Raw genomic sequence first — 18,788 nt, forward strand, 5'->3', positions numbered from 1 at the left:
GCTCATGACCACACCGCGGGACCTGCTGATCGTGTCGATGGACGTGGAGTCCACCCGCCCCCTGGAACGCGGCGATCTGTCGCTCGCGCTCGCGGGAGCCGAGGTGATCGACCTCCTCGGCGCCGGAGCCGTCACCCTGGACGGCGAGCGCATCGTCCCGGGCTACCGGCCGGCACTGGCCGACGACCTCCTGGAGCAGGCCGCGTCCTCGCTCGTCGGCCAGGCGCCGTACGAAACGGTCGACGACTGGCTGTGGCGCAGGGGCCGCGGCCTGCACGGGGCCTATCTGGCCGCACTGGAGACCGAGGGGCAGCTCACCCGGGAGCGCCGCCGCTGGAAGCCCTTCGACGCGGGCCGGGTCGGGCTGGCCGACTCCGCCGACCGCCGCCGGGCGGTGAGCCGCTGGACCGAGCAGGAGCCCGTCCTCGCCGCCCTCGCGGCGGCCGTCGGCATCCGCGAGGAGCACCCCGAGGACTCCCCGGGCGTGGCCGACGACGCGGTGGCCACCGTGCTCGCCGCCGTCGACGACGCGGTCCGACACCTGCAGTTCGAACGGCAACGGCGCGCCATCGACGAGGCGGCCTTCGACAACGTCTGGCGGGGCGACGGCGGCTGACGAGGGCGGGCACGACCGGCGTCCGGCCGCGCACGGCGGGTGCCGGCAGACATACGGCCAGCAGGCGCGCGCCCCGCTCGGCAGGTGGCGGGCTGCGGGGGAGCGCAGCCCGCCACCCACCCCCGCCACCCGACTTCGGTGAGCAGACGGCCGAAACGGCCCCGGCTCTCTCGGGGGCGAGAGCCAGGGCCGCAGGCCGGTGCGATGTCAGGTGTCAAACGTGTTGTGGCACGTGTCGCACGTGGCGGACTTGCCGCCGTGGACCAGCCTGCCTCCACAACCTTCAACGGGGCACATGGACGGTCACCTCCCTCATCACTTCATTTCGGTGGTGCGGCCCGGCTCTCTCAGGGAGGGGAACCCGGGCCCTGGTGGTTGGCGGTCCCGCCGCCAGTCGTCGAGCAGGGCGGCTGGAGGACGTGCCACTCGGCCCCCTTTCCCGGCCTACGTCGCGGGAGGAGTACCGTCCGCCGCCGCATTGGTCATGTAGGCGGCGAACAGCTGGAACCCCTTCATCTCAAAGCGCCTGTCCCCGGTGAGCCCGGCGTGCTGGAGGCACCACCCCTGGGCTTCATCGGCGGACTCGGTATCGACGCAGCGTTCCCCGCAGTCCAGGCACTCGCCGATGAACCGCACTTCCGAATCGGCCGCCAGCGTCCACTCGGCGAACCGGTAACGCGCCCTCATACCAGCCACTCCGGACGCTCCGGAGCATCTCCGCCTGCCGACTCCATGGCGTCGATGCACTCGGCGAGACCGCGCAGCATCGCCGCCGTCTCCTCCTCGGTCAGCTCATCCATCCACGCGGTACGGGCCCTGACCTCCGCCCGCATCCGGTCAAGCTGCCGGTACAACTCCCGGTACCTGATGTGCCGGTGCCACGATTCCTCAACCGACCAGCACAGTCGCGACCATGCGCCCGCGCTCACGACCGCGCCGCCTTCGCGTGGGGGTGGCGGCCGATTTCAATGTGGCAATCGATCGCCTTCGACGAGTCCCCAACGGCGCGCGCCGCCGCGCGCTGCGCGGCCAGGGCCATGCACACATCGCACCCGGCAACCGGCTCGATCTCCGCCACCGGAAACGGGTTCCCCAGGTGAACAGGGCGGTTCATACTGGGCATCAGCCCACCACCTCCACACCGTGGATCCAGCGCGGCCCCGAGTCGTACCCGTGCACCGCCAGCCATAGTGAGCGCCGCCGCCCGCGCTGCAGCCGTCGTTCCTGCCGTTCCTCGGGGGTGAGGACGTACGGGCGGATCAGGGCAACGTCCTCACCACGCAACAGCCCCTGCTCACGAGCGGGCACGCGGGGAAGCACATGCCTCGCAGCGTCCGAGCCCCTCGCGGCGGGCAGTGCGTCGGCGGACCGGTGGCGCCCTCGCGCGGGCAGTAACAAGCACAGCAGCGTTTCGAAGATCGTGGCGATAGTCTTCGCCATGTCGTCAACCTCCTAGCGGTTGGTGGCCACGCCCCCGGACCGGTCGCACGGTTGCGGGGGTCTTCTGTGGCTTGGCAGGGATCGACGGTATGGGCACCAGTTGTGCGTATACAGACACGAAAAGTGGCCCTTCCCGGATGCCTCACCAGGAAGGGCCACGCTTCGTGTCCCTTTATGTGATCGCGAAGAACCGCGCCAAGTCTCGCTGCTGCCGCGTCAATCGCCGCTTATTCGAGCGCAATACAGTCTGGAAGGTCTCCGTTGCCAGACGTTGGTGCCGCAGCCACTCCGGTGCCTGTTCATGAAGTCCGGCAAGCAGGCCCGTCGCCTCGTCGCTGTGCCTTAGCATCGCGTGCGCCTGCGCCACATCCAACATGTGTCGGTTCCAGGTGTTCGAGGTAGCCGTGGCCGACTTCGGGATTCGCGCTGCAAGCCCAAGGACCCGATCGGGCTTTTCCGCCACCAGCTGGTTCTCAACCGCTTGGAAGGCCACGGCAGACCAGTTGAAGCGGCCCCAACTGCATAGCTCTGTCGCGGTGCTGCCTCCCAATGCGGCGCCAGCTGTACGTGCCAGCCGTAGCACCTCCCGGGCTTCCCTGGCTCGGTTGTTCCGCGCCGCCGCGCTACTTGCCCGAATCAGCAGCCGCCCCCACACTCCCAGTTCCTTTTGCGACGCGCGGGAGATGCGTGGCTCGATCTCGTCCGCGGTGACTACCGCGAGCTGTTCGGCTTCATCCAGCCGCCCCTGACGCACCAGCGTCCACCCCTGCAAGTAGATAGCCGACGCGGCCCCCGTGCGGTCGGCTGCCGCAGCTGCATCCTGCACAGCATCCCGCAGTGCGAGTTGGGCCAAATCGTATGCTCGCACTTGAGTCAGGTAACGCCCGGCCATCTGGAGCACGTCGGCTCGCAGCTTCAGCGCCTCGGTGTGTTCCGGGCCGCCGTCGAAATAGTCGAGTGCTACACGCGCCGAGCGCACCAAGGCGGGCAGCAGCTCCGCGACCTGTCCGTAGTCATCGCGGTAATAGGACTTGGCCAGCGCATCGGCCGTGCGGCGCAGGTGACGGAGGTCCGGGTCAACCGCGATGCTGTCGCCCAATCCGGGCCGTCCAGAGACAGTTATGGGTGGAGCGACGGCCTGACGCATCAGCATCAAGGTCATCTTGTCCCCGTCATCCCGGGGCGTGGAGTGCGGGCTGCCCGGCTCGAAGAGTGCGGAGGTACGAACCTTCAAGGCGCGGGCAAGGGCATGATAGGTCTCGATGCGAGCAGTGCCGCCGCGCTCGATCTTCTTGATCACGCCTAGGCTCAGCCCAGCGCGCTGAGCAAGACTTTCCTGAGTCAGGCCCCGGCTGCGGCGGAAGTCCCGGAGGCGGTCTGCCTGGGTGTCATTACCTCGTGGCATGCTGAACTCCGTTCTGAACAGACACTCAGAACGGTACTCCTGGGCAGTCACAGGGGAACGGTGATCGGCCCCCGTGCCCGGCGGGGGCGATGCTGTGTCGGCACCACTCCGCCGGCGACCGGCCGCCCCCCGGCCATGACCCCGTACCACTCGGTCGTATGGGGCGCCTAACTGCTGTGCCACCAACTGGTGGTCGGGGTTCTCCGCCGTACACCGCCTCCTCAGCGCAACGCCTCAAGCGCCTTCACGATCAGCGTTCGCGCCTCCGTGCCGTACACGGCCATGCTGCGTAGTTGCTCGAATGCCTTGAGGTACAGGGAGATTTCGGAGGGCTGAGTGACCCTTACGCGTGCTGACACCAGCTCGACCGATACAAGGCTGTCGTCGTATACGTGGAAAGTCTCACGCGGCGACTGCACTCGGTTGTGGGCTGCCATCGGGATGATGCCGAGCGACACGGTCGGCAGGGCACCAGCTGTAAGCAGGTAGCCCAGCTGCCCGGCCATCGTGTCGGCATCCCCGGTGCGGTAGTGCAGCACTGCTTCTTCGATGAGGAGTACAAACCGGCGTCCCGGCTCATGGATGACGTGGGAGCGCTCAATCCGAGCCTGCGCCGCCTCGGCGCTGTCGTCGAAGGGGAGCCCCCGGAATGCGGCGACCCTCCGCAGCACGGCAGCCGCATAGCCCTCGGTTTGCAGAAGGCCCGGAATCAGGGTTGATGAATACACCCGGAACAACGTGGTCTGGCGGAAGAACTGGGCTGAACGGTTCTGCAACTGCTTGAGGCCGTTGCGCACCTGGTGGCGCCACTCGGTGTACAGCGACTCAGCGTGCAGGGATTGCGCGATGATGCCTTCTGCCTCGTCATCCGCCTGGCAGGCTCGGCACCATAGGCGGATGTCCTTGGTCGAGGGTGCGGTCCGGGCGTTCTCGACGCGGGACGTTTTGGCGTGGTGCCAGCCACACCGGTCAGCCAGCTCGATGACCGTCAGGCCAGCGCCCTTGCGCAGGTCGCGTAGCCGACGCGCAACGGCTTCGCGACCTGCTTGCGCAGACGAGGACGGTGAGACGGACATGAGCTGGCTGAGCCGATGCCTTTGCTAGCGGATCTCGTATTGGTCGTGTGGAATCGCTCGCGACCATACGGCCTCGAACGCGTCTGCGCACAGTTTGGCCGCGGCAGGATCGTCGGTGACCTCTGGGCCGCCTGAGGTGCCCTCACCGGTGAAGTGATTCCAGCGGACCAGTTGCTCGTCGAACAACCAGAAGTCGTTCCCGGGGAGGGCAATGTCGGAGGCCCGGCGGCGAGGGAGCCAGCGGACCTGTTCGCCGGCGGCGACGTTGGTGAAGGTGCCGTCGTAGAGGAACCGGGTGTATTCGCTGACCGGCTCCGACACGATACGGGCCCGCCGCACGACGACGCCGCTGGACACGGTCTCTTGGATGAGGTCGTGCCATGGACGCCACCATGATGCCCGGTCTGCGGGATCGCGTCGGAATCCATTCTTCCAGTCGGCGAATGGCCCCTTTTCGTAGTCGACAGCGTAGGAGTCGCGCATCTCCAAGTGCACGGCTGAGCACGTGCACTTGGAGATTAGCTCATGGAACTTCGGGACGCTCGACGGCATCGCACGCCTCTCGGATCATCTGCGTCATCCTGGCGGGGATGCGGATCACGGCTTCATGGTCCGGGATCCCCTTCGCGTGACCAGGGAGCTCGAACGCAGCGCATTCCGCTTCGAGTTCGTGGTCCGGCTTCCAGCCTTGGAGGACGATTTCCAGCTTTTCTTGGTCGACCCACACTGTGGGACTTTCTTCCTCCTCGGAGTTGGGGTCGATCCCGATGAACTGTAATGCCATGTCGGTCTCCCTGTGATTGTTGCCGTGATGAGTAGCTCTTCTTCTGGCCCGTGCCGTTAGCGGAGCTCGTACTGGGCGTGCGGAATGGATCTTGCCCAGACCGCTTCGAAGGCGGCGGCGCAGAGTTTGGCGGTAGCCGGATCGTCGGAGTCGTCGTGGAGGGTCACGGCGCCGTTCCCATCGAAGTGGTTCCACCGGATCAGGCGATCGTCGAAGAGCCAGAAGTCGTTGCCTGGCAGGGCGATATCGGAGGCGTGGCGGCGTGGAAGCCAGCGAACCTGTTCGCCCGCATGGGTGTTGACGACGACGGCCTGATGCAGGTATCGAATGGAGTCGGACACCGGTTCGGATACGATGCGTGCTCTCCGGATCTCAACGCCACGCGCGACGGCACGGGAAATCACTTTGACCCACGGTGCCCAGTATTTCGAATCGGGATCGAGGTCTTGCTGGCCTGTGCGTTGCCAAATGGCGAAGTCCTCGGCTTCTTCGCTCACGTTGTATACATCCCGCATTTGCAGGAACACGGCGGAGCGCTGAGCAGACTCCATGAGTTCGCCAAATTCCGTTAGATCCATGTCAGCCTTCCACGACGGTTGCGCAGTGTTCTGCGAGCCCGTGGGTCGCACGCTCTGCGGCATCGGTTGATCTCCTTCAGCGCGGACGGTATGCGGGCGGTGCGGCTAGTGCAGACGCCGATGCGTCCTTCCGGCGCGTGCCGGGGTCAGGGGTGAAGGGTGGTAAGGCCATAGCGGTCCTCCGGTTTCCGTCCTGTGGCTGTGCGTTGATGTGCATCACGATGGCGGGCATGTGAGGTCGGGGCAAGACCGTAAGGCAGCCAACTCACCTGTAGGAGTGGCTGTATGCACATCTCTGCACATTGATGGTGCGCGGGTGCGCGAGGTCCATAGCGTCGTCATCCGAGCAGCTCTGCCGCACGTCCGGATGTGGCGGCCGCGCCTGGTCTCAACCGCGCCCGATGGAGGCATCCGCATGTCCGCCTATGGCTCTCCAACCGCGTCCGCGATGCAGAAGTGCAGCGAATGCAAAGCCCTGGAGCGAGGCAGGAAGCAGGCCGAGGCGGAGCGGGATTTCAGCCGGGTGAGCGACTTCAACGTGCTGATCGTGCGGCATCGGATGGTGCACGCGAAGGGGCCGTAGAGCCGGTCCAAGGGCAAGCGCGGTGTAGCCGCGAAGACTCCCGCCCCGGCCGGCATTCCCTGGCAGGACACGGCCGGAGCGGGTGGGGCCCGCCAAGGGCCCTCGCTAGTGCACGACGACGCGCGGACCGACCGTGCGCCGACAGAGCACCGAGGAGATCACCATGCGATACCGCCTCGACCCGGTCAAGTACGGCGACGAGGACGACGGCCAGGACGGCAACCCCAGCGGAGGGTGCGGCGACGGGCAGGGCTGCGGTCGTCAGTAGCCCATGAAGGAGGCGGGCGGCCCGTGTGCCTTCGCTGGGCGTGGGCTGCCTGCTCTCCCGCGATGAGTGACAAGTGACAAGCACCGGGGCCGGAGAAGAAGGCGACGGCGCGAACGAGTGCTCGCAGCCGTCGAGCAGGGAGAGAGATGACCACGCCCCACCACCACGCCTATGTCTGGCTCGGGCACGGTGACGTCCTCGTGAAGCCGGGGGACGCTCACCGGCGGCCGGGGCACGCGGAGTTCCGGTCCGCCCAGGTGATGCCGCTGGAGTGTGCGGACTGGCTGCTGAAACCGGCCTCCCGGGTCGAGGGGACGTTCCACGAGCCGCGGGAGGGGGCCGACTGGTTTGCCGGGCAACTGGACCTGTACGCCGAGCTCTTCGCCGGCTCGTGTGCGGGGGAGTTTTCGCGTGAGCGGTATGAGGAGACCATACGGATCCTGGCTGCGGGGGAGGACCGTGTCGGCGGTTGGTGGGTGGTCGGCGACCGGTTTCTCTCTCTCAATCTGATCGCCTGTAGCCCGCACCGGGTGCGTCCGGAGTACCGGTGTCCGCTGCGCTAGATCACCCGCTATGGCTACCCGTGAAGGGCAGCTGTAGCGGCTGTGTGGGGCGGCCGGACGATCAGGGCTCGTTGCGGCGGTGACCCATGACCTCATGGGCCAGGCGGACCAGGTCCGGGATGCGTGGATGCCCCGGCCCGTCGCGCCAGGCGATGACCACCGGGACGGGTGGGGCGTCGGTGAGGGGGACGTACGCCATCGACGGGTGTGGGTGCATCTCGGCGGTGGCGGAGGTGGTGACGCCCACCGCGCGGCCGCCGGTGACGGCGGCGAGCCAGTCGTCGGTGTTGCCGATGGTGATCGTCGAGGAGGGGCGGGCCGAGGCCGGCCACAGGTCGAGGGTGGTGGTGCCGGAGACCGTGTTGAGGGCGATGGTGCGGTCGGCCAGCTCGGTCAGACAGAGGGTGGCGCGGTGGGCCAGCGGGTCGTCGGCGGGCAGGCCGGCGACCCGGGGTTCGGTGGTGAGCTGCTCGGTGACCAGGCCCGGGGCGTGGACGTCGCCGCGCAGCAGGGCGGCGTCCACCTCGCCGCGGGCCAGACCGGCCGTGCGGTCGTCGATGCGCAGGAGTTCGAGCGGTGTGCCGGGGTGCTCCTTGTGCCAGCGGCGCAGCAGCGCGGTGGTGTCCGTACCGGCGGCCGACCAGGCGTGCCCCAGGCGCAGCGGCCAGCCGGGGTGGTGGGCGAAGCCCAGGGCCCGGTCGAAGGCGGCCACGGCGACCGCGGCCCGGTCGCGGAAGGCCGCGCCGTCGGGCGTGAGCGCGAGGTGGTGGGTGGAGCGGTCGACGAGGCGGACGCCCAGCTCCTGCTCCAGCCGGCGCAGGGTGCGGGAGACGGCGGGCTGGGTCAGGTGCAGGCGCTCGGCGGCACGGGTCACGCTGCGGGTGTCGGCGATGGCGAGAAAGCAGCGGAGGTGACGCAGCTCGATGCTCATGCGCGCGGAGCATAACAACAGGGGAAAAGGCATTTCACGGACGAGAACGGCGGGCCTTAGCGTGGTGGGGTGAACGCTTCGCCTGCCGGTCCCGAGGGACGCATACTCGCCACAGAACTCACCACCAGGGCCCCCGGTGACGGGGAGGTCCCGCACCCGGTGCCGCCCTCGCCCGAGGTGTGCGCGGCACAGGCCGGGGCCGCCCGGGCCGGGGCGCCGGGGGCGCGCGGGCGGCTGGGGTCGGTGGCGCTGGTGATCGGCGGGATCGTCGGGCTGCAGTTCGGCTCCTCGGTTGCGGTGCTGCTCTTCCCGCGGGCCGGTGCGCTGGGCGTGGTCACCCTGCGGCTGGTCGTCGCCGCCCTGGTCCTGCTGCTCTTCTGCCGTCCCCGGGTGCGCGGCTACACGCGCGGCGACTGGGCCACGGTCCTGGCCTTCGGCGTCGCCCTGGTCGGGATGAACTCGCTCTTCTACCAGGCGATCGACCGGATCCCGCTGGGCGCCGCGGTCACCCTGGAGTTCCTCGGGCCGCTGATCCTGTCGGTGGCCACCTCGCGCCGGCTGCTCAGCCTGGTGTGGGCGGCGCTGGCACTGGGCGGAGTGGTGCTGCTGGGGCGCGAGGGGTTCGACGGGCTCAACCTCGTCGGCGCGGGGTGCGCGCTGGCCGCCGGCGGCCTGTGGGCCGCCTACATCCTGCTCTCCGCCCGTACGGGAGCGCGCTTCCCGCAGGCCGATGGGCTGGCGCTGGCGATGACCGTCGCCGCGCTGCTCAGCCTGCCGCTCGGCGCTTTCAGCGCGGGGACCGCACTGCTCGACCCGGTCACCCTGGGCCTGGGCGCCGCGGTCGCCATGATGTCGTCCGTGCTGCCCTACACCCTGGAGCTGCTCGCCCTGCGCAAGCTCCCGGCCTCCGGTTTCGCGGTGATGATGAGCCTGGAGCCGGCCGCGGCGGCCACCGCCGGCTTCCTGGTGCTGGGCCAGGCCCTGGGCTGGGCGGAGATCGTCGCGATCGGGCTGGTCGTCGTCGCGAGTGTGGGCGCGGTGCGGTCCGCGGCGGCCGGCCGCTGACGCCTGTGGCGTGATCACGGGCGGGCCTGATGGCGGGCGGGCCTGGTGACGCTCATGGCCTGGTGGGCGCCCGCCCCGGCCAGGTGAGCGCCCGCCCCGGCCGGGTGACGCGCGCTTCCCGGTAACCCCGCACGGCCGGCCCCGTGACGCCGCCCCGGGCCCGAAAATCATGCATGCATGCTTGATTGTTTCTCCGCGCGCTGCCACCCTCGGTGCGGAACCCGTAACGCACCACGACGCCTGTCAACCCGCCCTGGCCGCCCGGCACATGGGCCGATGAGGGGAGTGCCGCGTGTTGGATGCCGGTCCCGTACTGGCGGATCTCAGGGCGGAGAGCGAGGAGTTGGACGCGCTGGTCGCCGGGCTGCCGGCCGCGCGGTGGCGGCTGCCCACGCCCGCCGAGGGGTGGACCCTCGCCCACCAGATCGCGCATCTGGCGTGGACCGACCGCCAGGCGCTGCTCTCGGCCACCGACCCCGAGGCGTTCGCCCGGGCCGCCCAGGAGGCGCTCGCCTCGCCGCTCACCTTCGTCGACGAGGCCGCCGAGGCCGGTGCGAAGACGCCGCCCGCGGAGCTGCTCGCCGGCTGGCGCGCCGGCCGCCACGAGCTGTCCCGGGCGCTGGCCGCACACCCGGCGGGGGAGAAGCTGCCGTGGTACGGCCCGCCGATGAGCGTCGCGTCGATGGCCACCGCCCGGCTGATGGAGACCTGGGCGCACGGGCAGGACGTCGCCGACACGCTGGGCGTCACCCGCCTGCCCACCGCCCGGTTGCGGCATATCGCCCGGATCGGGGTGCGCACCCGCGACTTCTCCTTCGCGACGCATCACCTCGCCCCGCCCGAGGAGGAGTTCAGGGTGGAGCTGCGGGCGCCGGACGGAAGTGTGTGGGCGTACGGCCCGGCCGACGCCCGGCAGCGGGTGACCGGAGGCGCGCTGGAGTTCTGCCTGCTGGTGACCCAGCGGGCGCACCGCGACGATCTGCCCTCCCTGCGGGCCGAGGGGGCCGAGGCGCAGCGGTGGCTGGGGATCGCGCAGGCCTTCGCGGGGCCGCCGGGCAAGGGCCGCGGGCCCTCCGGGGAGGGCGGCGCCGCATGAGCGGCGACGGCGCCCCGGCCGCTGCCGCCCCCGCACACCCCCTGGGGGCCGACCCCGACATTCTGCGCGTCGGCAATGCCTCCGGCTTCTACGGCGACCGCTTCGACGCGCTGCGCGAGATGCTCACCGGCGGCCCCCTGGACGTGCTGACCGGCGACTACCTCGCCGAGCTGACCATGCTGATCCTCGGCCGCGACCGTCTGAAGGACCCCGCCCGCGGCTACGCCCGGACCTTCCTGCGCCAGTTGGAGGAGGGCCTCGGGCTGGCCGTCGAGCGCGGGGTGCGGATCGTCGCCAACGCGGGCGGGCTCAATCCGGCCGGACTCGCCGACGCCGTACGGGAGTTGGCGGACAAGGCCGGGGTGTCGGTGCGGGTGGCGCACGTCGAGGGCGACGATCTGCTGGCCCGCGGGGGCTGGGGTGAGGGCGTGCTGAGCGCCAACGCCTATCTGGGCGGCGGCGGGATCGCCGCGTGCCTGCGGGCCGGCGCCGATGTGGTGGTGACCGGGCGGGTCACCGATGCCGCGCTGGTCAGCGGCGCCGCCCAGGCCCACTTCGGCTGGCGGCCCGACGACCTGGACCAGCTGGCCGGCGCGGTGGTCGCCGGGCATGTGCTGGAGTGCGGAACCCAGGCGACCGGAGGGAACTACGCGTTCTTCGGCGACCACGACGTGCTGCGGCCCGGCTTCCCGCTCGCCGAGATCGCCCGGGACGGCTCGTCGGTGATCACCAAGCACCCGGGGACGGGCGGGGTGGTCGACGTCGGCACGGTCACCGCCCAACTGCTCTACGAGACCTCCGGTGCGCGCTACGCCGGCCCGGAGGTCACCGCGCGGCTGGACACCGCGCGCGTGGTGGCGCAGGCCCCGGACCGGGTCCGGATCGAGGGGGTGCGCGGCGAGGCGCCGCCGCCGGACCTCAAGGCCGGGCTCACCCGCCTCGGCGGCTGGCGCAACGAGGTCACCTTCGTCCTGACCGGGCTGGCCGTCGAGGACAAGGCGGAGCTGGTCAAAGCGCAGATGGACGCGGCGTTCGAGGCCGCCGGCCGCCGCCCGGCCGAGGTGCGCTGGACGCTGGCGCGCACCGACCACGCCGACGCCGACGTCCAGGAGGAGGCCGCCGCGCTGCTGCGGCTGGTGGTGCGCGACGGCGACCAGGACGCGGTGGGGCGGACGGTCAGCGGCGCCGCGATCGAGCTGGCGCTCGCCAGCTACCCCGGCTTCCACGTCACCGCCCCACCCGGCAGGGGCTCCCCCTACGGGGTCTTCGAAGCGGTGGCGGTGCCCGCGGCGGAGGTGGCGCACACCGCCGTACTGCCGGACGGCACCCGTACGCCCATCCGCCCTCCGGGGCGGACACGGCGACTGGTGCGGCTGCCGGACCCGCCGCTGCCCGAGCCGCTGCCGGCCGGGGCCACCCGTCGGGCGCCGCTCGGCCTGGTCGCCGGCGCCCGCAGCGGGGACAAGGGCGGCTCCGCGAACATCGGGGTCTGGGCCCGCAGCGACCAGGCCTGGCGCTGGCTGGCCCACACGCTGACCGTCGAGCGGCTGCGGCAACTCCTCCCGGAGACCGCCGAGTTGCCGGTCGACCGGCACGTACTGCCGAATCTGCGCGCGCTCAACTTCGTCGTCGAGGGACTGCTCGGCGAGGGCGTCGCGGCGCAGGCCCGCTTCGACCCGCAGGCCAAGGCCGTGGGGGAGTGGCTGCGCGCGCGGCACATGGACATACCGGAGGTGTTGTGTTGACCGTGCCGGCAACCGGGCTCGACCCGACGAGCGCCGAGTACACCGAGCGGCGCACTGCCATGCTCGCCAAGCTCGCGGACGTCGAGGCCGAGCACGCCAAGGCGATCGCGGGCGGCGGCGAGAAGTACGTCGCCCGGCACCGGGGGCGCGGCAAGCTGCTCGCCCGGGAGCGGATCGAGCTGCTTGTCGACCCCGACACCCCGTTTTTGGAACTGTCGCCGCTCGCCGCCTGGGGGAGCGACTACCAGGTGGGCGCCTCGCTGGTCACCGGCATCGGCGTCGTCGAGGGCGTGGAGTGCCTGATCACCGCCAACGACCCGACCGTGCGCGGCGGCGCCTCCAACCCCTGGACGCTGAAGAAGGCCCTGCGCGCGAACGAGATCGCCTTCGCCAACCGCCTGCCGGTGGTCTCCCTCGTCGAGTCCGGCGGCGCCGACCTGCCCAGCCAGAAGGAGATCTTCATCCCGGGCGGGGCGCTGTTCAAGGACCTCACCCGGTTGTCGGCGGCCGGCATCCCGACCGTGGCGGTGGTCTTCGGCAACTCCACCGCCGGGGGCGCCTACGTACCCGGCATGTCCGACCACGTCATCATGGTCAAGGAGCGCGCCAAGGTCTTCCTGGGCGGGCCGCCGCTGGTGAAGATGGCCACCGGCGAGGAGAGCGACGACGAGTCGCTGGGCGGCGCCGAGATGCACGCCCGCACCTCGGGCCTCGCCGACCACTTCGCGCTGGACGAGCCGGATGCGCTGCGCCGGGCCCGGCGGGTCGTCGCCCGCCTGAACTGGCGCAAGGCGCACCCCGATCCGGGCCCCGCGGCACCGCCGAAGTACGACGAGGAGGAGCTGCTCGGCATCGTCCCCGGCGACCTCAAGGCGCCCTTCGACCCGCGCGAGGTCATCGCCCGGATCGTGGACGGCTCCGACTTCGACGAGTTCAAACCGCTGTACGGGCCGAGCCTGGTCACCGGCTGGGCCGAGCTGCACGGCTACCCCGTCGGCATCCTCGCCAACGCCCAGGGCGTCCTGTTCAGCGCGGAGTCCCAGAAGGCCGCCCAGTTCATCCAGCTGGCCAACCAGCGCGACATCCCCCTGCTCTTCCTCCACAACACCACCGGCTACATGGTCGGCAAGGAGTACGAGCAGGGCGGCATCATCAAGCACGGCGCGATGATGATCAACGCGGTGTCCAACTCGAAGGTCCCGCACCTGTCCGTCCTGATGGGGGCCTCCTACGGCGCGGGGCACTACGGCATGTGCGGCCGCGCCTTCGACCCCCGTTTCCTGTTCGCCTGGCCGAGCGCCAAGTCCGCCGTCATGGGCCCGCAGCAGCTGGCCGGCGTGCTGTCGATCGTCGCCCGCGCCTCGGCCGCCGCGAAGGGGCAGCCGTACGACGAGGAGGCCGACGCCGGGCTGCGCGCCATGGTCGAGCAGCAGATCGAGTCGGAGTCGCTGCCCATGTTCCTGTCCGGGCGGCTCTACGACGACGGCGTCATCGACCCGCGCGACACCCGCACCGTCCTCGGCCTGTGCCTGTCCGCCCTGCACACCGCCCCCGTCGAGGGCGCGCGGGGCGGCTTCGGCGTCTTCCGGATGTGAGGCAGACAGTGATCCGTTCCGTCCTCGTAGCCAACCGCGGCGAAATCGCCCGCCGGGTCTTTCGCACCTGCCGCGAGCTGGGCATCGCCACCGTCGCCGTGCACTCCGACGCCGACGCCGGCGCCCCCCACGTCCGGGAGGCCGACACCGCCGTCCGGCTCCCCGGCGACGCCCCGGCCGACACCTACCTGCGCGGCGAGCTGATCGTGCGGGCGGCGCTGGCCGCCGGCGCCGACGCGATCCACCCCGGCTACGGCTTCCTCTCCGAGAACGCCGCCTTCGCGGCGGCGGTGGCCGACGCGGGCCTGACCTGGATCGGCCCGCCGCCCGCCGCCCTCGAGGCGATGGCCTCCAAGACCCGCGCCAAGGAGCTGATGGCGGCGGCCGGGGTGCCGCTGCTGTCCCCCGTGGACCCGGCCGCCGCCACTGCGGCCGAGCTGCCCCTGCTGGTGAAGGCGGCCGCGGGCGGCGGCGGACGCGGTATGCGCGTGGTGCGCGAACTTGCCGACCTGCCGGGCGAGTTGAAGGCCGCCGAAGCCGAGGCGGCCGCCGCCTTCGGGGACGGCGAGGTCTTCGTCGAGCCGTATGTCGTCGGCGGCCGCCACGTCGAGGTGCAGATCCTCGCCGACGCGCACGGCACCGTATGGACGCTCGGCACCCGCGACTGCTCCCTGCAGCGCCGCCACCAGAAGGTCATCGAGGAGGCGCCCGCCCCCGGGCTGCCCGAGGAGCTGCGCGAGACCCTGCACCGGGCCGCGGAGCGGGCCGCCCGCGCCATCGGCTACCGCGGCGCGGGCACCGTGGAGTTCCTGGTGTCGGCCGACGGGCGGGCGTACTTCCTGGAGACGAACACCCGCCTCCAGGTCGAGCACCCGGTCACCGAGGAGATCTACCGCCTCGACCTGGTCGCCCTGCAGATCCGGGTGGCCGAGGGCCGGCCGCTCGACGCCCGCCCGCCCGAGCCCTCCGGGCACGCCGTGGAGGCCCGCCTGTACGCCGAGGACCCGACGGCCGGCTGGCAGCCGCAGACCGGCACCGTGCACCGCCTGACCCTGCCCGACGGCATCCGCCTGGACTCCGGCGTCACCGGCGGCGACCGCGTCACCGTCCACTACGACGCCCTGCTGGCCAAGGCCATCGCCTGGGCGCCGACCCGCGAGGAGGCCGTGCGCAAGCTGGCGGGCGCCCTGGAACGCGCCCGTATCCATGGCCCCGCCACCAACCGCGCACTGCTCGTCCGCTCCCTGCGCCACCCGGAGTTCACCGACCCGGCGGGCCTGGACACCGGCTTCTACGACCGCAACCTGGCGGAGCTGACCGGGCCCGGCGACCCCGCGGCGGCACGGGTGGCGGCCCTGGCCGCGGCCCTCGCCGACGCCCACGGCCGGTCCCGCTTCGGCGGCTTTCGCAACGTCCCCTCCGCACCGCAGACCAAGACCTACGACTGCGACGGCACGACGCACGAGATCCGCTACCGCCTCACCCGCGGCCGGCTGCACGCCGAGGACCTCCCCGGTGTGCGGCTGCTGTCCTCCAGTGCCACCGCGGTGGTGCTCGAAGTGGACGGCCTGCGCAGGGAGTTCACCGTCACCCGCTACGGCGAGCGGGTCCACGTCGACGCCCCGCAGGGCTCCTGGGCCCTGACCGCACTGCCCCGCTTCCCCGACCCCGCGGCCCGTACCGAGCCGGGCTCGCTGCTGGCCCCCATGCCCGGCACGGTCGTCCGCATCGCCGACGGGCTGGCCGAGGGAGCCCGGGTCGAGCCGGGGCAGACCCTGATGTGGCTGGAGGCGATGAAGATGGAACACAGGATCACCGCGCCGGCCGCCGGCACGCTCACCGCCCTGCCCGCCCGCACCGGCCAGCAGGTCGAGGTGGGCGCGCTGCTCGCCGTGGTCGCGGACTGACACCGCATGGATGGAAACCGCACGGACCGAACCGCGGGCCACGCCGGACCGCAACGGATCGACCAGCGGGGCCACGCCCGGACCGCACACACCTCACCCACGCACACAAGGAGCCGTCATGAGCAACCCTGTGATCGAGACCGAGGAACACCGCGCCCTGCGCGAGGCCGTGGCCGCGCTGGGCCGCCGCTACGGCCGGGAGTACTTCGCCGCCGCCGTCGCAGAGGGCCGGCACACCGACGACCTGTGGCGGGAGGCCGCCAAGCTCGGCTACCTGGGCGTCAACCTCCCCGAGGAGTACGGCGGCGGAGGCGGCGGCATCACCGAACTCTCCCTCGTACTGGAGGAGCTGGGGGCGGCCGGCTGCCCGCTGCTGATGATGATCGTCTCCCCCGCCATCTGCGGCGCCGTCATCGCCCGCTTCGGCACCGAGCGGCAGAAGCGGGCCTGGCTGCCCGGCCTGGCCGACGGCTCGCGCACGATGGCCTTCGGCATCACCGAGCCGGACGCCGGCTCCAACTCGCACCGCATCACCACCACCGCCCGCCGGGACGGCGGGGGAGACTGGATCCTCAGCGGCCGCAAGGTGTTCGTCTCGGGCGTGGACATCGCCGACGCGACACTGATCGTCGGTCGGACGGAGGACGCCCGGACCGGCCGCCTCAAGCCCTGCCTGTTCATCGTCCCGCGCGACGCCCCCGGCTTCGGCCGCAGCGCCATACCGATGGAACTGGCCGCCCCGGAGAAGCAGTTCGAGCTGACCCTGGACGAGGTGCGGCTGCCCGCCGACGCCCTCGTCGGCGACGAGGACGCCGGACTCCTCCAGCTCTTCGCCGGGCTCAACCCCGAGCGCATCATGACCGCCGCGTTCGCCCTCGGCATGGGCCGCTACGCGCTGGACCGGGCCGTGGACTACGCCCGCACCCGCCAGGTGTGGAAGGAGCCCATCGGCGCCCACCAGGCCATCGCCCACCCGCTCGCCCAGGCCCATATCGAACTGGAACTGGCCGGGCTGATGACGCGGAAGGCGGCGCACCTCTACGACGCGGGCGACGACATGGCCGCGGGGGAGGCGGCCAACATGGCCAAGTACGCGGCGGCCGAGGCCGCGGTGCACGCCGTCGACCAGGCCGTCCACACCCTCGGCGGCAACGGCCTCACCCAGGAGTACGGCCTCGCCTCGATGATCACCGCCGCCCGGGTCGCCCGGATCGCACCGGTCAGCCGCGAGATGATCCTCAACTTCGTCTCGCACCAGACCCTGGGCCTGCCCAAGTCGTACTGAGGCCAATCGAGGCCAACCGAGGCCAACCGAGGCCGACAAGCCGCCTGCCCGGCGCCCGCCCACCCCTGAGCAGCGCCCCCTTCACGGACGGCGAGTTGCCGGGCAGGCCGCCCGTGCACGATCCTGCGGCGTGCACCGCGCGCCAGGGAAAGGAGCCCGACCCACCGATGACCGACGCACCCGCGACACCCCTGGTGGCACGCTCCCACGAGCGCGGCATCACCACCCTCGCCCTGGACTCCCCGCACAACCGCAACGCGCTCTCCGCCCGGCTGATGGCCGAGCTGCACACGGCGCTGGCGGACGCCGCGGCCGACGACGCCACCCGCGCCGTCGTACTGACCCACACCGGCGGCACGTTCTGCGCCGGAGCCGACCTGTCCGAGGCCACCTCGGGCGCGGCCACGGCGGGCCCGCTGGGCCTGGCCGGGCTGCTGCGCGCCATCGTGGAACTGCCCCGGCCCGTCGTCGCCCGGGTCACCGGGCACGTACGGGCCGGCGGCCTCGGACTGCTCGGCGCCTGCGACATCGCCGCGGCGGGCGAGGACGCCACCTTCGCCTTCACCGAGGCCCGCCTCGGCCTCGCCCCCGCCGTGATCTCCCTGCCGCTGCTGCCGCGGCTCGACGCGCGCGCCGCGAGCCGCTACTACCTGACCGGCGAGAAGTTCGGCCCGGCGGAGGCGGCCAGGATCGGGCTGGTCACCCTCGCCGCCGAGGACGTAGACGCCGGGCTCGCCCCCGTACTGGAGGGCCTGCGCAAGGGCTCGCCCCAGGGCCTGGCCGAGTCGAAGAAGCTGGTCACCGCCGAGGTGCTCGGCGCCTTCGACCGCGACACCGACGCGCTCGCCGAGCAGTCCGCGCGCCTCTTCGGCTCCGCCGAGGCCCGCGAGGGCATGACCGCCTTCCTGGAGCGACGGGCCCCGGCATGGGCGCGCTGACCCCGGCCCGCGGCGCCCGCCCGCCCCAGCAGGAACGCAGCCGGGCGACCCGCCAGAAGCTGCTGGAGGCGGCCGTCTCGTGCCTCGCCGAGCGCGGCTGGAGCGGCAGTACGGTCTCGGTGGTCGCCGAGCGGGCGGGCGTCTCCCGGGGCGCCGCCCAGCACCACTTCCGTACCCGCGAGGACCTGTTCACGGCGGCCGTCGAGCATGTCGCGGACAAGCGGCAGGGCGCCCTGAAGGCGGTCGCCCACAACCTGCCGCCCGCCGGGTCCATCGCCCGCACCTGGATCATCGTCGAGGAGCTGGTCGGCCTGTACACGGGGCCGCTGTTCAAGGCCGCGCTGCATCTGTGGGTGGCCGCCTCCGACGAGGAGCAGCTGCGCGAACGGGTCACCGCCCTGGAGGCGCGGGTCGGCCGCGAGGCGCACCGCACGGCGGTGGCGCTGCTGGACGCCGACGAGGCCGTGCCCGGCGTACGCGAGACCGTCCAGGGCCTGCTCGACATGGCCCGGGGCCTGGGCCTGGCCAACCTCCTGACGGACGACTCGGCCCGGCGCGACCGGGTTGTCGAGCAGTGGGCGAAGATCATCGACGCCGCCCTGAATCCGCTGCGCTCGACTTGATTTGCTGCTTCCCACGTTGTCGGCTGCGCCTTGCTGCGGCCCATGTTGTCGGCTGTCCCGCCGTGGGGGTTTCGCTTTTTTCGCCTGCGGCGGGCCCCTCCGCTGCGCTTTGCTGTGGCCGACTTGTCTGGCTTTCTCGCCGTTGCGCCTGCGGCGGGCTGGTTGCCGCTGCGCGGGGCGTTTTCGGCAGCGGGTGCGGCCCTCCGGACTCCGTCCTGCGGTCCGCCCCCTCCCGTGGGAGGGGGGAAGGAGACCGGAGGGGGTGAACGTCAGCCCTCGTGTGCCGGTAG

General features: G+C 71.7%; 21 protein-coding genes. 11 read left to right on the plus strand and 10 right to left on the minus strand.

Annotation, left to right across the window (positions count from 1 at the left end):
• Positions 1-4: 4 nt before the first annotated feature.
• On the plus strand, positions 5-616 hold the full coding sequence (locus ACZ5XZ_RS13790) for a GOLPH3/VPS74 family protein (RefSeq protein ID WP_468977422.1): 612 nt from the start codon (positions 5-7) through the stop codon (positions 614-616).
• A gap of 444 nt (positions 617-1,060) precedes the next feature.
• Here ACZ5XZ_RS13790 and ACZ5XZ_RS13795 read toward each other — a convergent pair whose 3' ends face one another.
• The 9 genes from ACZ5XZ_RS13795 to ACZ5XZ_RS13835 form a co-directional block, all read right to left on the minus strand.
• Positions 1,061-1,303 (minus strand): DUF7848 domain-containing protein, encoded by a 243-nt coding sequence (locus tag ACZ5XZ_RS13795; RefSeq protein WP_468977424.1) that lies wholly within the window; start codon positions 1,301-1,303, stop codon positions 1,061-1,063.
• Positions 1,300-1,470 (minus strand): hypothetical protein, encoded by a 171-nt coding sequence (locus ACZ5XZ_RS13800; protein WP_468977425.1) that lies wholly within the window; start codon positions 1,468-1,470, stop codon positions 1,300-1,302. Before ACZ5XZ_RS13800 ends, ACZ5XZ_RS13795 begins: the two co-directional genes overlap by 4 nt.
• 71 nt (positions 1,471-1,541) lie before the next feature.
• A complete protein-coding gene (locus tag ACZ5XZ_RS13805; protein WP_468977428.1) occupies positions 1,542-1,739 on the minus strand; it encodes a hypothetical protein in 198 nt (65 codons plus the stop codon).
• The gene (locus ACZ5XZ_RS13810; protein ID WP_468977430.1) at positions 1,739-1,924 is read right to left on the minus strand and encodes a hypothetical protein; all 186 of its coding nucleotides are present in this window, start codon (positions 1,922-1,924) and stop codon (positions 1,739-1,741) included. Before ACZ5XZ_RS13810 ends, ACZ5XZ_RS13805 begins: the two co-directional genes overlap by 1 nt.
• Positions 1,925-2,228: 304 nt before the next feature.
• Entirely contained in the window at positions 2,229-3,461 is a 1,233-nt protein-coding gene (locus ACZ5XZ_RS13815) for a helix-turn-helix domain-containing protein (protein WP_468977494.1), read from the minus strand.
• Between the two features lie 221 nt (positions 3,462-3,682).
• Positions 3,683-4,537, minus strand: coding sequence for a helix-turn-helix domain-containing protein (locus ACZ5XZ_RS13820; protein WP_468977432.1), 855 nt, complete (start codon positions 4,535-4,537; stop codon positions 3,683-3,685).
• 24 nt (positions 4,538-4,561) lie between these two features.
• A complete protein-coding gene (locus tag ACZ5XZ_RS13825) occupies positions 4,562-5,089 on the minus strand; it encodes a DUF6879 family protein (protein ID WP_468977433.1) in 528 nt (175 codons plus the stop codon).
• On the minus strand, positions 5,061-5,321 hold the full coding sequence (locus ACZ5XZ_RS13830) for a hypothetical protein (RefSeq protein ID WP_468977436.1): 261 nt from the start codon (positions 5,319-5,321) through the stop codon (positions 5,061-5,063). Before ACZ5XZ_RS13830 ends, ACZ5XZ_RS13825 begins: the two co-directional genes overlap by 29 nt.
• 56 nt (positions 5,322-5,377) lie before the next feature.
• Positions 5,378-5,899 carry a DUF6879 family protein gene (locus tag ACZ5XZ_RS13835; RefSeq protein WP_468977496.1) on the minus strand — a complete coding sequence of 174 codons (522 nt, stop codon included), beginning with the start codon at positions 5,897-5,899 and terminating at the stop codon, positions 5,378-5,380.
• A 415-nt stretch (positions 5,900-6,314) separates the two neighbouring features.
• On the opposite strand from ACZ5XZ_RS13835, the gene ACZ5XZ_RS13840 reads away from it, so the two are divergent.
• Positions 6,315-6,482, plus strand: a complete 168-nt coding sequence (locus ACZ5XZ_RS13840; protein WP_468977438.1) for a hypothetical protein — start codon at positions 6,315-6,317, stop codon at positions 6,480-6,482.
• 414 nt (positions 6,483-6,896) lie between these two features.
• Positions 6,897-7,313: a hypothetical protein gene (locus ACZ5XZ_RS13845; RefSeq protein WP_468977439.1), complete on the plus strand. Its 417-nt coding sequence runs from the start codon at positions 6,897-6,899 to the stop codon at positions 7,311-7,313.
• Between the two features lie 61 nt (positions 7,314-7,374).
• Here ACZ5XZ_RS13845 and ACZ5XZ_RS13850 read toward each other — a convergent pair whose 3' ends face one another.
• Positions 7,375-8,244 carry a LysR family transcriptional regulator gene (locus ACZ5XZ_RS13850; protein WP_468977441.1) on the minus strand — a complete coding sequence of 290 codons (870 nt, stop codon included), beginning with the start codon at positions 8,242-8,244 and terminating at the stop codon, positions 7,375-7,377.
• Between the two features lie 159 nt (positions 8,245-8,403).
• On the opposite strand from ACZ5XZ_RS13850, the gene ACZ5XZ_RS13855 reads away from it, so the two are divergent.
• From ACZ5XZ_RS13855 to ACZ5XZ_RS13890, 8 genes are all read left to right on the plus strand, one after another.
• Positions 8,404-9,309, plus strand: a complete 906-nt coding sequence (locus tag ACZ5XZ_RS13855; protein WP_468977499.1) for an EamA family transporter — start codon at positions 8,404-8,406, stop codon at positions 9,307-9,309.
• A 292-nt stretch (positions 9,310-9,601) separates the two neighbouring features.
• A complete protein-coding gene (locus ACZ5XZ_RS13860; RefSeq protein WP_468977443.1) occupies positions 9,602-10,405 on the plus strand; it encodes a TIGR03084 family metal-binding protein in 804 nt (267 codons plus the stop codon).
• A complete protein-coding gene (locus tag ACZ5XZ_RS13865) occupies positions 10,402-12,150 on the plus strand; it encodes an acyclic terpene utilization AtuA family protein (RefSeq protein ID WP_468977446.1) in 1,749 nt (582 codons plus the stop codon). Before ACZ5XZ_RS13860 ends, ACZ5XZ_RS13865 begins: the two co-directional genes overlap by 4 nt.
• Positions 12,147-13,745: an acyl-CoA carboxylase subunit beta gene (locus ACZ5XZ_RS13870; RefSeq protein ID WP_468977448.1), complete on the plus strand. Its 1,599-nt coding sequence runs from the start codon at positions 12,147-12,149 to the stop codon at positions 13,743-13,745. The genes ACZ5XZ_RS13865 and ACZ5XZ_RS13870 overlap by 4 nt, the downstream gene beginning before the upstream one ends.
• Positions 13,746-13,753: 8 nt before the next feature.
• Entirely contained in the window at positions 13,754-15,652 is a 1,899-nt protein-coding gene (locus ACZ5XZ_RS13875; RefSeq protein WP_468977500.1) for an acetyl/propionyl/methylcrotonyl-CoA carboxylase subunit alpha, read from the plus strand.
• Between the two features lie 118 nt (positions 15,653-15,770).
• Positions 15,771-16,937 (plus strand): acyl-CoA dehydrogenase family protein, encoded by a 1,167-nt coding sequence (locus tag ACZ5XZ_RS13880; RefSeq protein WP_468977450.1) that lies wholly within the window; start codon positions 15,771-15,773, stop codon positions 16,935-16,937.
• Between the two features lie 167 nt (positions 16,938-17,104).
• Positions 17,105-17,875, plus strand: a complete 771-nt coding sequence (locus ACZ5XZ_RS13885; protein ID WP_468977452.1) for an enoyl-CoA hydratase family protein — start codon at positions 17,105-17,107, stop codon at positions 17,873-17,875.
• Entirely contained in the window at positions 17,863-18,498 is a 636-nt protein-coding gene (locus ACZ5XZ_RS13890) for a TetR/AcrR family transcriptional regulator (RefSeq protein WP_468977454.1), read from the plus strand. Before ACZ5XZ_RS13885 ends, ACZ5XZ_RS13890 begins: the two co-directional genes overlap by 13 nt.
• Positions 18,499-18,788 lie beyond the last annotated feature (290 nt).

Source organism: Streptomyces sp. NPDC033270 (assembly GCF_055576575.1).

Excerpts from the sequence above, each read along its gene's own strand:
- ACZ5XZ_RS13790 (WP_468977422.1), top strand. The coding sequence starts at position 5 with ATGACCACACCGCGGGACCTGCTGATCGTGTCGATGGACGTGGAGTCC.
- ACZ5XZ_RS13795 (WP_468977424.1), bottom strand. The coding sequence starts at position 1,303 with ATGAGGGCGCGTTACCGGTTCGCCGAGTGGACGCTGGCGGCCGATTCG.
- ACZ5XZ_RS13805 (WP_468977428.1), bottom strand. The coding sequence starts at position 1,739 with ATGCCCAGTATGAACCGCCCTGTTCACCTGGGGAACCCGTTTCCGGTG.
- ACZ5XZ_RS13815 (WP_468977494.1), bottom strand. The coding sequence starts at position 3,461 with ATGCCACGAGGTAATGACACCCAGGCAGACCGCCTCCGGGACTTCCGC.
- ACZ5XZ_RS13820 (WP_468977432.1), bottom strand. The coding sequence starts at position 4,537 with ATGTCCGTCTCACCGTCCTCGTCTGCGCAAGCAGGTCGCGAAGCCGTT.
- ACZ5XZ_RS13825 (WP_468977433.1), bottom strand. The coding sequence starts at position 5,089 with ATGCCGTCGAGCGTCCCGAAGTTCCATGAGCTAATCTCCAAGTGCACG.
- ACZ5XZ_RS13830 (WP_468977436.1), bottom strand. The coding sequence starts at position 5,321 with ATGGCATTACAGTTCATCGGGATCGACCCCAACTCCGAGGAGGAAGAA.
- ACZ5XZ_RS13835 (WP_468977496.1), bottom strand. The coding sequence starts at position 5,899 with ATGGATCTAACGGAATTTGGCGAACTCATGGAGTCTGCTCAGCGCTCC.
- ACZ5XZ_RS13840 (WP_468977438.1), top strand. The coding sequence starts at position 6,315 with ATGTCCGCCTATGGCTCTCCAACCGCGTCCGCGATGCAGAAGTGCAGC.
- ACZ5XZ_RS13845 (WP_468977439.1), top strand. The coding sequence starts at position 6,897 with ATGACCACGCCCCACCACCACGCCTATGTCTGGCTCGGGCACGGTGAC.
- ACZ5XZ_RS13850 (WP_468977441.1), bottom strand. The coding sequence starts at position 8,244 with ATGAGCATCGAGCTGCGTCACCTCCGCTGCTTTCTCGCCATCGCCGAC.
- ACZ5XZ_RS13865 (WP_468977446.1), top strand. The coding sequence starts at position 10,402 with ATGAGCGGCGACGGCGCCCCGGCCGCTGCCGCCCCCGCACACCCCCTG.
- ACZ5XZ_RS13880 (WP_468977450.1), top strand. The coding sequence starts at position 15,771 with ATGAGCAACCCTGTGATCGAGACCGAGGAACACCGCGCCCTGCGCGAG.
- ACZ5XZ_RS13885 (WP_468977452.1), top strand. The coding sequence starts at position 17,105 with ATGACCGACGCACCCGCGACACCCCTGGTGGCACGCTCCCACGAGCGC.
- ACZ5XZ_RS13890 (WP_468977454.1), top strand. The coding sequence starts at position 17,863 with ATGGGCGCGCTGACCCCGGCCCGCGGCGCCCGCCCGCCCCAGCAGGAA.